Consider the following 14,900-nt stretch of genomic DNA (forward strand, 5'->3'; position numbering starts at 1 on the left):
ACTTCTAATTAAAGAGGTAATTTTCAATCTGAGCAAAAACAAATGAAACACCTATATAGTTGCACCAATTATGCTTAATAATCGTTTCATATACTCCTTTTTTCAAATTAAAAACTTAAAATGCCCAGCTACCTTTACGGAAAATTGGCTCTACAGTTCCATCTGGTAAAATACCATCGATGTCCATCTCACTGCTGCCAATCATAAAGTCCTCATGTGTTACTGAAATATTTGCACCTAACGTTTCGAGTTGATTGTTTTCTAAATCCCTTCCATTCTCTAAGCAAGTTGGATAAGCTTTACCAATCGCTAAATGGTTCGATGCATTTTCATCAAACAATGTATTAAAATATAAAATCCCCGATGCTGAGATTGGCGATAGATTTGGTACAAGTGCTAACTCACCTAAATAGCAGGCGCCTTCATCCACATTAATAAGCTCCTGTAATAAATCATGTCCTATCTGTGCTTCAGCTTTAATAATTTTTCCTTCTTCAAATGTCAGTTTAAAGCCGTCGATAATATTCCCTTGATAAACTAATGGTTTTGTATTGCTTACATAGCCATTTACACCTTGTTTCATCGGTAACGTATAAACCTCTTCTGTCGGCATATTAGCCATAAAGATAGTATCATCTGGCGTTTTACCACCTCCAGTAATCCATTTATGCTCTGGAGCTAATGCAATTGTTAAATCAGTACCTGGCGCTGTATAGTGAATCATCGCATATTTTTTATTGTTTAATAGGACCGCACGAGATTCTAAATTTGTTACATGTTCACGCCATTTTTCAACCGCATTTCCTTCACCGATACGAACAGCTTTAAAAATCGCCTCCCATAATGCTGGTACTTGATTCTCAGCTGCTAAATTTGGGAACACCTTCGATGCCCACTTTGATGAAGGAACTGCTACCATCGACCAAGCTATTAAATCCTTCATTACGGCGTTGCGATTGTTTTCTAGAGCAGCTCCTGATACCTTTTGATAGGTAGCTAGACGATCAGCTGAAATACCTGCAAATTTATCAGGGTCTGTAGCATCTATTATTAATAGTGCGCCTTTACGTTCAATTAGCTCATCATTCATTTTGACTATCCATTCTGGGAAACGATTAAATTCCTCATCTGAGGCATGATCAAAGTAAGCACGATCCATTTCCTCATCAGAAAAATTAACATGAACACGCCCTGCCCCAGCCTTATAGGCCTCTTTCACAACTAAACGAACGAAATCCAATGCATCCACTGATGTATTGACTAATAAGTATTGCCCAGGTTGAATATTGACACCAATTTTCACCGTAAGTTCTGCATATGCTTGTAATTTTTCTTCAAAAGTCATATTATTTACCTCGCTTTTATCCAATAATTTTTGAATTCCCCTTACTAGCTTGCCTTCATACCATACTTTGTGAATAGGTTTTTCAGGATTTTCTCTTGTCTATTTTTACGTTTTTCATCAAGACACGATAACAACCAATAGATTTTTCAATTCATTATTTATCTCTTGAAATTAATGTAGTTACTATACGAAAATATATTTCAATGAGTTTCGATGTTTTTACCAAATAATCCAATCCAAGGGTATCATGCACTAAATAAAGTTATAGCGTTCTTTATTGTGAAAGCTCACTCATTACTTCCCAACCTTTTCAATGCTGCTGTCCCTAAAGGCTTTCCACCAATGAGGCGTTTAACAATTTCAATCACACCTTTCTCTGTATAAAGTCATTTTTGATAGATAATACTATCATTTAATACAAATATAAATCATTTAAGTTTAATTATCAAGCCGTCAAACTTATTTTTTCAAATTATTGGTAGAAAACTAAGTGAAGCCGGATTCTTTCTAAGGGAGCGATAACGGAAAGATCTTTATGTACACATGGATACGAAATTACTGCTAAATATTAAGGAGCCGATGTACTCTTAACTGGGTAAAAATCGGCTTTTTGTTTCAAAATTTGCTTAGCATATTTTTTGGTTAAAATGTGGGCGGTACCCCATGCCCATCAAGCCAAAATTTTCTTTCTCTACAGTTAGTTACTTTATGTAAGAAGTCAGCTGTTTTTTCATTTATTATATAATAATATTTTTAAATTATACGAATAATCAGATATTTATTTATCAAATTCTGAATATGTAACAATTTAACAGAATATGTTAATGTTTAAAATTAAGTAAAATACGAATATTAGTAGGATTTAAAATGTTCAAAAAGATCATTTTATCTAGTACTATTCTTTTGGGAACTTTAGGTATAACAACTTTGTCTTTTCCAGAATTAAGTTTAACAAAAGCAGAAGCTGCAATTAATGATGCGAAGATTCAAAAGGTTACGGTTGCTGGTAAAGATTATGGAAATGGAACGAATGTACCAGCTCATATGACAGGCTCTTTTTCTATGGTAGGAGATAAAGGAGTAACGTATACTATTAAACAATATAAATTTAATAACGTTATTGGTACGACAAATGTTACTACAAAGGGGTTATCTTCTCCAGTTGTTTTCTCTATGCCAATCACAGAGGGAAATAAATATGAGGTAACTTACAATGGCCGAGTGATTAGTACTTTTGTTGTCCGAGGACATTAATTATTTAAAAAGAACTGAAGTCAATTTTGACTTCAGTTCTTTTTTTTCTGGAACCTTATAATACATTTTTTATTTAACTCGACCATATCCTGCAATATATTTACTCCAATACGTACTATCTAAGCTAGCTTCACCTACTCCGGAATTACTAGCATTGTAAAAGTTACTGATTTCAACATAATCACCCTTATTTTATAGTAGTTTCATGTGGTAAATATTACCCTAATTGAAGGTTGGTATAGTAGACCTATTTTTCAATTGTCAATTATTCGTTAAATCGGAATTTAACGAACACTTGGGTGGTGGGAAGTACACCTTCCCTTTTTAATTATAGAACTGTACAAAGACATGAAAATGTATGTACTTTTTCAAATTGATATCCAACGATATCTACAAAATTAGAATTCACTTATATAGACTTCCTTTCATATATGAGGAATAAGTTTCTGTTTAGTAGTTAATATGAATAATTCATTTTTGGCGAACAGTATATTTTGTTCTATTTTTTAAATTGAATGCCATGTTATAGAATCGTAAATTTTTGTAATTCTTGGCCGGTAAGGTTTTTATCAAAAAGATCTTCAGTTATAGTTTCAGTTAAGTCTGGAATTGAAAGGGTAGAATATTCTTCTTTGTATAAATATCTTGTCACTGATTTTTTCTCTTGTGTCATCTTCTTGCATCTTGAAAGAGCCACAATCTCAGCTATTGGGGATTGTGGCTCTTTTGCTTGCTTAGTTGTTTATTATGAATTTCCTCTCAAAATATGTTCAATTTCTTCTATACTTAATTTACTTGCTTTTGCAATCGTTTCAATTGGTACACCAAGTTCATGCATACCTTTAATCATTTGCATTTTCCCTTGCTGAACGCCTTCTTGAATGCCTTCTTTTTTCCCTTCATTACGAGCATGGGCAAACTTCGCCGCTTCATCCATCAACGCTTTCTCCCTTGCCTCATACGCTTGTCGGAAAGAAGAATCTTGACTCATACGTTCCCATTTATTCATTGCCTTTTGTAAAATCGGGTCTTGGTTCATCGCAATATCCTCCAATGTTTGGGTTAATTGTTCATCCTCATTCGCTGGAAGTAATAACAACCAACGAACAAATGAATCTTCCCATGGATTTACTTGTTCATTCCGCCACTGTTGCATGAGTTTTGGAAGCTCCACAATGTGAACTTCAATATCACTACTCAATATTTTCTATTGTTGTTGATTCCAAAGGATTCCTGTTGTATGGAATGCTTCGTATTCAGGAAACATAACGAAATTTAACGAATTAATTGTAATTGTTTTATAGAGAGAACTATATGGCATTCCTTTTTGTAATTGAGATGTGTATAGCCTTCCCCAATAATATAAACTTCTCTTAATCATATCATGATTATTGTTTAGCTGTATTTCTATATTTACTTTGGTTCCTACATCTAATGTAGCGGAAATATCTAAAATTGATAATTTGTCTTCTTCATGTTCTCGATGCAAGTGTGGGTCTTCTAATTGCAAAGAAACTATAGGGGATTCTAAAGTACCTTGTAACATAGCATTTAAAAAAGCAATTAAAATATCTTCATTTCCACTTGTGCCAAATAATTGTTTAAAAGCAAAATCAATGCGTAAATTCACTAATTTTTGGTTGGACATGGGTCTTCCTCTCCCCACCTCATAAGATGTTTTCTTTCATTGTACATAAAAGAGTAATACACATGCAAACAAGCTCTTATATCAATGGATATAAGAGCTTGTTTGCAACTATACGTAATTGTCAAATTTCGTCGAAATAAAATAAAAAGCACTCATTAAAGCGCTTTTTTAAATCTAATGTTTTTTACTAGATTTTTTATGACCTTTGTTTCGTTCGCAAGCTACGCCATCGCCATCACGGTCTAAATGTGAAGCATAAGCTGGGCTTTCTGGAGTTATATCATAGTAACCGTCATTATTTGCATCTTTACAGTTTGCGAATTGAACTTTCTCTTGTTTAGTTGCAGCTTGCTGTTTCTTTTTTTCTTCCTGATGCCTTTGAGCTTCTTCTTGTTTGCGTTGTTCTTCCAATCGTTTATGCTCTTCAGCTTTTTTTGTTTTCTCAGCTTCTATTTGTGCTTCTTGATCAGCTTTAGGTTCTTTAGAAGTACTTCCTGTCTCGTTAGATGAACATGCTGCTAATCCAATAAATAAAGCGCAACAAGTTAGTGTTGTTAACAATTTTTTGTTCATAATATGCATCTCCCAGTATCTAAAATGTAAGATTATAAACTTATAGTAAAAAATATTATATTACTATATAGCAATATTTATAGTGAAAAATAAAAATAGTACTCTTTTCAAATAAGAAAACCCCTACTCAAGAAATAGGTTATTTATTGAAATCAAAATATATAACGAATATTAATTACTAAATGTTTTTTCGGTGAATCATTAATGTACTTATTTCAATTTTGATTAGAAAGTATCCACTTTGGTGTCTCCGTTTAAAAAAATACCCATTTTCTTGTCTCGATATGCGGACATGAAAATAGGTACTAAATGAACTGTATCTGTAGATAATTTAGCACATTACACTAAAAAATTATTTCCTACTTTCATGTCTTTTTATAAATGTACTGTAGAAAGACATGAAAAGAGATACTTCTATTTCAGTTTTTTTAGACTAAAAATGAATAATCTCTATGAATGAATTATTGATTCTTTCCATTAATCCCTTATCATTTTTTTCATGATAAGGGATTAATGGAAAATCAAACCACCTGTTCCCATTCTCAATATATAAATATAATTGTCACCAAAGAATATCCTTCTTTCGCATTGTAAGGCTCTGCTTTATAAGAAATCCGATTTGACCCTTGCGGATAACCGATTTCTCCAATTGCTTTTCTCACATCCTGCAATGCACCATTCATTGATTGCTTATAAAGAATTTCAATTTTTTCTGGTCTTTCACTATAACGCTGCTGCATTTTATTTTTTAATTCGTTATAGTTATTTGCGATATATTCATTTCCTAAATAATTTAACTTTGTATCTTTTAAAATCTGTTGATATGCAGCTGTTTTAGATTTGCCACCTGCGATTTTACTCGTCAGTGTATCATAATAATTTGTTGTGGCTTGCGGATAATCACTTTTGTTCCACACGTGATTTCTTTCAATTTGTTCATCCGATAAGTTGAAGTATGAATACGTTACGCGACCTTGTTTATCAGGAACCGGATCATCGAATGTTGTATCTAAGTGATACCATTTGTTTTCGATTTTCACTAAATTCCAAGCATGAGGTTGTCCGTTACCAGTTCCTGTTACGAAATGATTTTCAATACCAGCTTCGTTTAATAATTGATGGGTTAATAGTGCGTAACCTTGGCAAACCGCAGAACGATTTACGAGTGCTTCATATGCTGTGTAAGCTGTATAAGACGTATCATAAGAAACATGTTTTACAACATAATCATGAATTGCCTTCACTTTTTCGTGATCATCCATTCCAACTTGAGTAATAGAAGAAACGATTGCTTTCGCTTGTTTCATTACATATTCCGTTTGTTCTTTCGTTTCACGATATGTAATCTTTATCGTAAATGTATAATTTCCAGGTAATCCTGATTGTTTATATGAAACATTCGATCTATTATAATTTGTATACTCATTTTTACTTGCCACTTCTTCATATGCGTTAATTAGTGTATCCATCACTTCTTTTCTATTACTATTTTCCGTTTTATATGGAAGTATAATATTCGTTTCATACGCATTAATACGCTTTTGTACTTCCTCTTTAAACGCTGTTAATAATGCCGCATCCCCTGTATCTTGTACCATTACTGCAGGCTTTTTATTTTGCACTGTCTCAGCAGCTTTCACATCACTGCCATTTGTATATAATATGGCACCACCTATAAGTGATAATGATGTAATTGATTTTAATAGTTTTGTATACATAATTCCTTCTCCTAATTCGTCTTTTATTTGTGTTGTTTTATGGCGAAAAAAACTAAGAGACCCTAAAGCAAATGGTAATTCTACTGCAACTGTTTTAAATGATGTGAAGGTTCCTAATGTAACATCTCCATTCATGATGATATAATTTGTGGGATTGGATACGGCTAACCTGTAATCAGTATAGTTACAAGTTATAAAAATAACAACCAATTTTCTCATGCAATAATACATATCTTTATTTTAATATGTACTTAAAATGTTTTATTCCATAATCGATTCCTTTAATTGTAAAATTCCCACTTCAAGCTTTGCTAAGTGGCGAGTAATCTACCTGAGAATAAGCTAATTAACTCTAAAACTATCTATTAATTATAAACTTAACAATCCAATACGATTCTACTATAAAGAGATAGACTTTCAGCATCCCCTTTTAATGTTGTACTGTAGAAAGACAAGAAAATTGATACTTTTTATAAAGGAAGTGCTTTAGTTATATATACGTGTATCTTTATCATGATTTTTATTAGCAATTCTATTAATTAACAGAGAACTTTTTATGCACAACTGTGTAGAATGATTCTTTCTAAAATAAAAATACATCATCATTTTTAATATAAATTTTTTTATCAATATAATGCATTATAAATCACATAAAGAGAAGACACCCTAAGATGCCTCCCTCCGACTTGAACCACATTCATTTAGTATAAACTTATCCGTATTATCCCTTTGTTATACGTATAAACACATCCTATAAAACAGAAGCGTCTATATACACCATATTGTTAGTTCACAAAGTACAAGAAATTTGAGATCAATATTAGAGTGACGGCATATCTTTTGTAATGGTCGATATGTTACGTCTTTCAATAGAATCTGCTTTATAGAACGTGCCCACAATTTATATTTTACTACATATAATATTAATCTAGTGTGATTTTTAAATATATGTATAATTACATATAGTTTATGAGAAATAGAGAGTATACTTTGTTATTGTGTAATAAAGATAAAGCCCACCTACGGAAATAGGTGGGCTTTTTTATTGGGTATTACTATCTTAGTGCACAAAAGGGAATTTGTATTATAATAATAGCATACTCTTAAAGTTCTTATATTGAGAAATATGCTACACTTCTCTATTTGAACGTAAAAAGTCCTAGAGGGACTAGGACTTTTTGACAGAATGAATATGATCTAAAAAAGGACTTCTATAACGTAACATACGAATGTTTCATAAATGTTTCGTAAAAGTGAACAAAATCCATATTTTATTCACTTTTGTTTCATTAGCTTTTTTTGTTCTGGATTCTTCGATTTGTTCAGATTTACTTTTAATTTCATCTGTAATTGCTATCTTAATACTTCCTGGAGCCTTTTATACTCTTGAATTAAAGCATTAACATTCTGATTAAATGAAATTAAGCAACCAGAAATACCTCTGCAGTTGGAAAATTCTGAAATCTAAATTAAAATATAAAAGAAAAAAAGTAAGAGATAGTGTAATACATCCCTTACTTTTTTCAATCCATTTCCATGTTAAGAACTTCTTCCATCATAACTGTAAGCCTGTGATGACTACGCCATTTACACTATTTAATCTAAATCTTCCCCATTCGTAGAAATAACTTTTTTATACCAATAATAGCTCTTCTTTTTACTTCTTTTTAGTGTTCCGTTTCCTCTATTATCCTGGTCAACATAAATAAATCCATATCGCTTGTCCATTTCACCAGATCCTGCGCTCACTAAATCTATAGGTGCCCATGTTGTGTATCCTAGAATATCTACCCCATCAATCTGAATCGCATCTTTCATCGTTTGGATGTGTTCTCTTAAATAATCAATTCTATAATCATCTTCCACATAACCATTTTTGTCCACTTCATCCTTTGCCCCTAACCCATTTTCTACAATAAATAATGGCTTCTCATAACGGTCGTAGACATGATTTAGAGTAATTCTTAGCCCCAACGGATCGATGGGCCATCCCCATTGGCTATACTCCAAATAAGGATTTTTGGTGGATGCAAATAAATTTCCTTCTGCATTATCTCCCCCATCGCTATCTGTTCTTACACAGCGACTGTTATAATAGGAAAGGGAAATAAAATCTACTGTATATTTTGCGAGGAGCTCTTCATCCCCATTCTCCATTATTGGCAGCGTCCCATTACGTTCCATTTCTTTTAGAGCATAGTTTGGATATTTTCCTCTTGCTTGTACATCAACAAAGAAATAACTTTCCCGATCTATTTTTGTTGCTTCCCAAACATCATTTGGATTACAGCTATAAGGATATACACTCCCTGCTGCAAACATACAGCCGACTACATTATTCTCATCTATTTCATGAGCCATTTTAGTGGCCTTTGCACTTGCAATAAGTTCATGGTGTGCAGCTTGATATTTTATCTTTTCCTTATTTTCGCCTTCTTCAAAATAAATTCCTGCCCCCATGAATGGAGCGTGTAAAATCATATTAATCTCGTTAAACGTTAACCAATATTTAACTAAACCCTTATATCTTTTAAAAATAACCTGGCATAGTTGCATATAGAAATCAATCATTTTACGGTTTCTCCAACCACCGTATTTTTTAATTAGGTGCATCGGACAATCAAAGTGAGTAATGGTTACGAGTGGCTCTATATTATATTTACGGCATTCTTTAAATACATCTTCATAAAATTGAAGTCCCGCTTCATTAGGTTTTTCTTCATCACCTAATGGAAAGATTCTAGTCCAAGCAATACTCATGCGATAAACTTTAAAGCCCATTTCAGCAAATAGTTGAATATCTTCCTTGAAATGATGGTACATATCAATGCCTTTTTTAGCTGGATAATAGTAATTTTCATCAAAATCAAACATTTTCAACTTTCCTGTAATTACTAAAGATCGAGCTTCTCCGGTTGGACATACATCGACATTCGAAAGTCCTCTTCCACTTTCGTTATATCCCCCTTCACATTGATTGGCTGCGGTAGCCCCACCCCATAAAAAATCATCACTAAACTTCATCACTCATTCCTCCAATATCGAAGTATTATTCCTAATAACTGTGTATAGAAAACTTTTTCACCTAGATTAGGGCGTCTTTGGTATCAAAAAATAACCGTAATTAAATTCGCTCCTCTATCCACGTTACCTTCTTTACTCTCCGCCACTTCTAAATAATCTGCGGAATTCGTAATAACTATTGGAGTCACAACGCTGTAACCAGCTTGTTCTATTTCTTCAATGTTGAATTCTAACAATCTTTGACCTTTCCTTACCTTATCGCCTTGTTTTACATAAGATTTAAATCCTTTACCTTCTAATTGGACTGTGTTTAAACCAACATGAATTAAAATCTGGACTCCATTATCTGATGTAATTCCAATCGCATGTAAACTTGGAAATAACGCTGTTACTTCCCCTTTAACAGGAGCCTCAACTACCCCTTCTGTAGGTATGATTGCAACTCCATTACCTAATACCCCTGATGAAAAAGCTGCATCTTCTATATCTTTTAATTGCACTACTTCACCTTTAATTGGGCTTTCAATTATTTCTTTCTCTAATCTACTTTTCTTTTCATCTTGTTTAACTTCAATTTGAGCCTCATTCACACCTGCGGAAACAGTCTCTTTATCTTTATAGACAATCATCGTCAATATAAATGCAACTACCATCGAAATTACCATACCAATAACTGCAATAATTAGATTCCCCATTGCTCCATCCGGTTCAATCATTGCAGGTAATTCAAAAATACCCATTCCACCAGCCATAAACTTTCTTAAATTAAAGAATCCATAGAATCCCCCACCGATTCCGCCAGCAATACAACTAATAATAAATGGTTTCTTTAAAGGTAATAGAATTCCATAAATAGCTGGTTCTGTTACTCCGAATATACTGGATAAGAAATTTGGTAAAGACATTTCCTTCATTTTCTTATCTTTTGTTTTAACTAATATCGCTAGGACAACTCCCGCAGTTGCGAAAGTACAAGCAAAGAAAGGCATCATCACATTATCGTATCCCATAGTCATAATATTATTTAGATATACAGGTATGAACCCCCAATGTATCCCAAAGATAACTAGTATTTGCCACGTAGCTCCTACTATGATGCCAGCAAACAATGGGCTGAAGTCTCTAACTGCAAATACAAATTCAGAAACAATTGTTGAACCAAAGGTTGCAAGTGGTCCAATTACAATAAATGCAATTGGTAATGAAATTAATATTGTAAGCATTGGAACAAAGAAGAATTTAAGTAAATCTGGTACAAACTTATTACAAACTTTTTCGCATTTTGCCGCGAAATATACAGCTAAAATAACAGGAATAACTGTACCTGTATAGTTTATCGAAATTAAAGGTATGCCAAAGAAGTCAATGTAAACTGGCGATTTAAACATAGAACCTTGAAATAATGTATACATTGCACTAGTACTTGAAGAAACAACACTAGCTTGGATATTCGGATAACACATAATAGCCCCTACAACTAAGCCTAACATGGGCTTTAAACCAAACTTTTTCGCTGAAGTATAACCTAAAAACAATGGTAGGAAGGTAAATAAAGCATCACCGATTGCGTTAATGACCATTGAGCCACCCGAGGTTGAGCTATATAATCCTATAGCAACAAACAGTGCATTTAGTCCTTTCACCATACCACACGCAGCCATAATACCTAAAATTGGCTGGAATATACCTGATATGATATCAATTGCCTTGTGTAGTAGTTTTTCAGGCTTTTGCTCACCTTGTTTGGTTACATTCAGTTGATCTAAATCGATCAGTGCGCTAATATCATCATATACTTGTGGTACATGGTTTCCGATAACGACTTGATATTGGCCACCACTTTTCATAACGGTGACAATACCATCCATATTTTTCAAGGTATCATCATTTGCTATGGACTCGTCCTTCAATTTAAAACGTAGTCGAGTCACACAATGTGTTAAGCTATTTATATTTTCATTTCCACCTATATTTTCAATAATTTTTTTTGCTAAATCGTTGTATTTCCTCATTTTTCAATCCTCCATCTTTTCTTGTATTTATTAACAGAAATAGTGAAGGTCTGGCCAACTTAATGTTACCATCCAGCTATGTATTACATGTTTACAGTCATCACCACCTTAAATGTTCTTTTACCTATTTACTCGACTCACGAACTACCTTTGCTACATGAATGGTCAAATAAATCATTTCATTTGAGGTTAAATAATATCCATATTTCTTTTGGATAAATAGTTGGATCTTCGAAACACATTCAAACTCTTTTACATACTTGTTTTTAATAATCTCAAGTAACTCTTCATCAGCTTCATCACTGTATGTGCTATTCGTAATTAGCCGGGATGCAAAAAACTTTAAATGACTAATAAAACGATAAGAGGCAACCGATTCTTCTATAATCTCAATACCAAAATGAACTCTTACAATTGTTAGCACTTCTTGAATCAACTGTGTGATTTCATGTACGATTGGCTGTTCTTTATGCAACTGAGCGTTTACAATATGAAAAGCAATAAAACCTGCCTCATCATCAGGTAAACGAATGTGTGTCTCTTTTTCTATAATATCCAGTGCTTTCATTCCAATATTAAATTCATCTTTATAAAACCTTTTTATTTCCCATAGCAATGCATTTTTAATCTGAATTCCTTCTTTAATCCTTTGAATTGCAGTATGCATGTGATCACTCAATGAAATATAAATACCTTCATTGAGTTTTTTACCTAATTTTCTTTGGGCATATCCAATAATTTCATCTGATAGTTTCATGTGCTCAATTGGTATGTTATTTAGCAGTTCTTGTAATTTATTAGATATATCTTGATTGGCTATGCGAAAAATTTTGTTTACCTTACTTTCATCAATTACATCACCTTTTGACTTTTGATAGCCTATTCCTTTACCCATAACTATGATCTCTTTACCGTTTTTATCCTCCGTAATAACGACATTGTTATTTAGATTCCTTTTAACTTCCATATATTTCACTCCAATCAAGGATATTTTAGTATGGATTTATTATCCCTTTCACTTTATAAGGGATTATATATTATTCCGATATAACATAAAAAAGCCCATCCATTAAAATGCATAGAAGTACCTAAGATCTTCTCTGCATACTAATGAATAGGCTTAGCTTGTATTAAAACAATTACTACCCAATTCCAATGATATAGGTACATAATAGCCTAAATTTAAAGTTTCGTCAACGCCGTTAAGGGACATATCTACAAAAGGAGTCCTATCGACAAATTGTCTTCATCTGTACGCGTAAGTTCCTGAAAACCTAAATAAACTCTTATCTTAATCTCGATATTTTGACAAGAAAATGGGTACTAAATGAAATGTATCTGTAGATAATTTAGCATTTTACACTATAAAATAAGTTCCTACTTTCATGTCTTTTCACAAAAGACATGAAACTCTAAACTATTTAGACGAAAAAGTCTAAACTTTCATTTTTGAAACTTGATGGGGACAAGAAATCCTAAACTAAACTTTTTTGGATTTATATAATATCCATATTGTTAGGAGGAATCTCATAAGATTACACTTTATCAATAACTAAGTTATCAATTAAACTATGGTTATTTTGTCTATTTTAAAACTTTGTAACAAAACCTTAATTCCATTGTATAAAGAAAACTCACCCTTATTGAAGCAAAGGTGAGTTTCTTTATATATTATTTTCCTAAAATGAACGCAGTCACTTCATCCAAGATCATTTCTTTACCTAGTGGGAAGTAACCTTTGTTTACATCTGCATTACTAATTGTATATACATGATTGTTTTTAACAGCATTCATGTTTTTCCAAATTGATTCTTCTTGGAATTCTTTTAAACGCTGAGAACCATCACCAGTTGTAAATACGAATAAATAATCTGGATTATAATTAATTAATGCTTCTTTTTGCACTTGTACTAACGGCTTATCCATCGGTGTACCATCAACTGCTGGTAATTTTAAATCTTTAAAAATTACACTACCGTAACCGTAGTCGCCGTATACGCGGAAAGCATTTGGATATGCAGCCATTTTCATAAATTTAGCATCACCAGTTTTAGCGATAATTTTGTCATGTAATTTGCTTGCCTTTTCATCATACTTTTTGAACCAATCTTTTGTTTCTTTTTCTTTACCGAAGATTTGACCTACTTCTTCGAATTTTGGACGCCATTGATCTAATGGAGTTTTTAACATAACTGTTGGTGCAATTTTAGACAATTGATCATAAATCTTTTCTTGACGATTGTTTACAAGAATTAAATCTGGCTTTGCAGCAGCTACTGCCTCAATGTTAATTTTATCGCCCCAAGCAGAGCCAACCGGTTTTACATCTTTCAATTTCTTCTCAATATGTGAATCAATTTTTTCCTTTGTTGTGTTTGCAGTAATTATTGGTTTCATACCAAAGATTAATAATTCTTCAGTTGAACCACTAAGGTCAGCGATTTTCTTGGGATTCGCAGGGATCTTAATTTCCCCTTTTGCGTGTTGTACAGTGCGCTCTTCAGCCTTTGCATCTGCTTTCTTTTCTTCCTCTTTGCTAGAAGAACAAGCTGCAAATAGTACAGAAGTAACAACTAGTACCATTGCTAGTAATGCCATTTTAAATTTCTTCATGTTCCCACTCCTTCTAGATGTATATTTCTTATAGGTTTTATATAACTATAAGAATCGGCAAACAACATTAAATTATTATATTTTAATTAATTGTTGTTCAACGCCCGTTCTAACGGGTGTTGAACTTCCTATTCTTAAATAAGAAGTTCAACACCCACTAGAATCCCCCCTCTTCCTAAATTGCTAAAAAGAGGAGGAAATTCTATCTATGATTTTTTCGCAATTGATTATTACATTATACCTTAAACAAATCAGTATACAGTTCACTGGACATGGAACTATTTGAGTTTCAATCTCAAATACGTTACGAAGTGTTTCATTTATCCAAACTTCATTTTGTGTTTCTTGCTTGATAATGCCCAGCTATGATCAGTGAAACGAGAAGCATAATTTTATATCGCGAATAACCATAACATCGGTTCTACCGTCTTTTAGATTTAACTTCTTCATTAAATCTAATAATTCAAGTTTATGAGCCATATCTAAGTATATTGTTGGTTCATTTAACACGAGTAAATCTGTCACTTGCACGAAGCCATCGTAATACATACACGTTAACGCTGACCAGCTGATAGTGCTTATGCTGAATGACTTGCGAATTATGTTATTCAGGTTACTGCAAGTAACATATATTTATTAAAATAAAATGTCCTCTCAAATATCAAAATACAGATTAAATGCATCAACATAAACGATAATGATTATCATTATCT

At 32.7% G+C, this 14,900-nt stretch carries 9 protein-coding genes and 4 pseudogenes; 1 reads left to right on the forward strand and 12 read right to left on the reverse strand.

The features are described from left to right. Window positions 1-115 precede the first annotated feature (115 nt). Window positions 116-1,345, reverse strand: coding sequence for an aminopeptidase (locus tag MNO09_RS01595; protein ID WP_088106889.1), 1,230 nt, complete (start codon window positions 1,343-1,345; stop codon window positions 116-118). Window positions 1,346-2,212: 867 nt separating this feature from the next. Between MNO09_RS01595 and MNO09_RS01600 the strand changes: the two genes are divergently transcribed. After that, on the forward strand, window positions 2,213-2,599 hold the full coding sequence (locus tag MNO09_RS01600) for a hypothetical protein (protein WP_070169426.1): 387 nt from the start codon (window positions 2,213-2,215) through the stop codon (window positions 2,597-2,599). A 69-nt stretch (window positions 2,600-2,668) separates the two neighbouring features. On the opposite strand, the pseudogene MNO09_RS01605 reads toward MNO09_RS01600, so the two are convergent. From MNO09_RS01605 to MNO09_RS01655, 11 genes and pseudogenes are all read right to left on the reverse strand, one after another. Beyond that, window positions 2,669-2,764: pseudogene (locus tag MNO09_RS01605) on the reverse strand (C40 family peptidase); the annotation flags it as partial. A gap of 358 nt (window positions 2,765-3,122) precedes the next feature. After that, window positions 3,123-3,272 carry a hypothetical protein gene (locus MNO09_RS01610; protein WP_154401048.1) on the reverse strand — a complete coding sequence of 50 codons (150 nt, stop codon included), beginning with the start codon at window positions 3,270-3,272 and terminating at the stop codon, window positions 3,123-3,125. A 72-nt stretch (window positions 3,273-3,344) separates the two neighbouring features. Further along, window positions 3,345-4,247, reverse strand: a pseudogene (locus MNO09_RS01615) (Rpn family recombination-promoting nuclease/putative transposase). Between the two features lie 174 nt (window positions 4,248-4,421). After that, a complete protein-coding gene (locus MNO09_RS01620) occupies window positions 4,422-4,820 on the reverse strand; it encodes an excalibur calcium-binding domain-containing protein (protein ID WP_070169427.1) in 399 nt (132 codons plus the stop codon). A gap of 542 nt (window positions 4,821-5,362) precedes the next feature. Beyond that, on the reverse strand, window positions 5,363-6,757 hold the full coding sequence (locus tag MNO09_RS01625) for a transglutaminase domain-containing protein (RefSeq protein ID WP_327965595.1): 1,395 nt from the start codon (window positions 6,755-6,757) through the stop codon (window positions 5,363-5,365). Between the two features lie 1,015 nt (window positions 6,758-7,772). After that, window positions 7,773-7,972, reverse strand: a pseudogene (locus MNO09_RS01630) (hypothetical protein); the annotation flags it as partial. Window positions 7,973-8,134: 162 nt separating this feature from the next. Beyond that, window positions 8,135-9,562, reverse strand: coding sequence for a 6-phospho-beta-glucosidase (locus MNO09_RS01635; RefSeq protein WP_070169428.1), 1,428 nt, complete (start codon window positions 9,560-9,562; stop codon window positions 8,135-8,137). 83 nt (window positions 9,563-9,645) lie between these two features. Next, window positions 9,646-11,574, reverse strand: a complete 1,929-nt coding sequence (locus tag MNO09_RS01640) for a beta-glucoside-specific PTS transporter subunit IIABC (protein WP_070169429.1) — start codon at window positions 11,572-11,574, stop codon at window positions 9,646-9,648. 124 nt (window positions 11,575-11,698) lie between these two features. Continuing rightward, the gene (gene licT, locus MNO09_RS01645; protein ID WP_070169430.1) at window positions 11,699-12,541 is read right to left on the reverse strand and encodes a BglG family transcription antiterminator LicT; all 843 of its coding nucleotides are present in this window, start codon (window positions 12,539-12,541) and stop codon (window positions 11,699-11,701) included. A gap of 704 nt (window positions 12,542-13,245) precedes the next feature. Then, window positions 13,246-14,187: an ABC transporter substrate-binding protein gene (locus MNO09_RS01650; RefSeq protein ID WP_070169431.1), complete on the reverse strand. Its 942-nt coding sequence runs from the start codon at window positions 14,185-14,187 to the stop codon at window positions 13,246-13,248. 183 nt (window positions 14,188-14,370) lie between these two features. Next, a pseudogene (locus MNO09_RS01655) lies at window positions 14,371-14,765 on the reverse strand (ATP-binding cassette domain-containing protein); the annotation flags it as partial. Between the last annotated feature and the right edge of the window lie 135 nt (window positions 14,766-14,900).

Source organism: Bacillus sp. N5-665, assembly GCF_022637375.2.
Taxonomy (GTDB): Bacteria; Bacillota; Bacilli; order Bacillales; family Bacillaceae_G; genus Bacillus_A; species Bacillus_A wiedmannii.

Excerpts from the sequence above, each read along its gene's own strand:
- MNO09_RS01595 (WP_088106889.1), bottom strand. The coding sequence starts at position 1,345 with ATGACTTTTGAAGAAAAATTACAAGCATATGCAGAACTTACGGTGAAA.
- MNO09_RS01600 (WP_070169426.1), top strand. The coding sequence starts at position 2,213 with ATGTTCAAAAAGATCATTTTATCTAGTACTATTCTTTTGGGAACTTTA.
- MNO09_RS01610 (WP_154401048.1), bottom strand. The coding sequence starts at position 3,272 with ATGACACAAGAGAAAAAATCAGTGACAAGATATTTATACAAAGAAGAA.
- MNO09_RS01620 (WP_070169427.1), bottom strand. The coding sequence starts at position 4,820 with ATGAACAAAAAATTGTTAACAACACTAACTTGTTGCGCTTTATTTATT.
- MNO09_RS01625 (WP_327965595.1), bottom strand. The coding sequence starts at position 6,757 with ATGAGAAAATTGGTTGTTATTTTTATAACTTGTAACTATACTGATTAC.
- MNO09_RS01635 (WP_070169428.1), bottom strand. The coding sequence starts at position 9,562 with ATGAAGTTTAGTGATGATTTTTTATGGGGTGGGGCTACCGCAGCCAAT.
- MNO09_RS01640 (WP_070169429.1), bottom strand. The coding sequence starts at position 11,574 with ATGAGGAAATACAACGATTTAGCAAAAAAAATTATTGAAAATATAGGT.
- licT (WP_070169430.1), bottom strand. The coding sequence starts at position 12,541 with ATGGAAGTTAAAAGGAATCTAAATAACAATGTCGTTATTACGGAGGAT.
- MNO09_RS01650 (WP_070169431.1), bottom strand. The coding sequence starts at position 14,187 with ATGAAGAAATTTAAAATGGCATTACTAGCAATGGTACTAGTTGTTACT.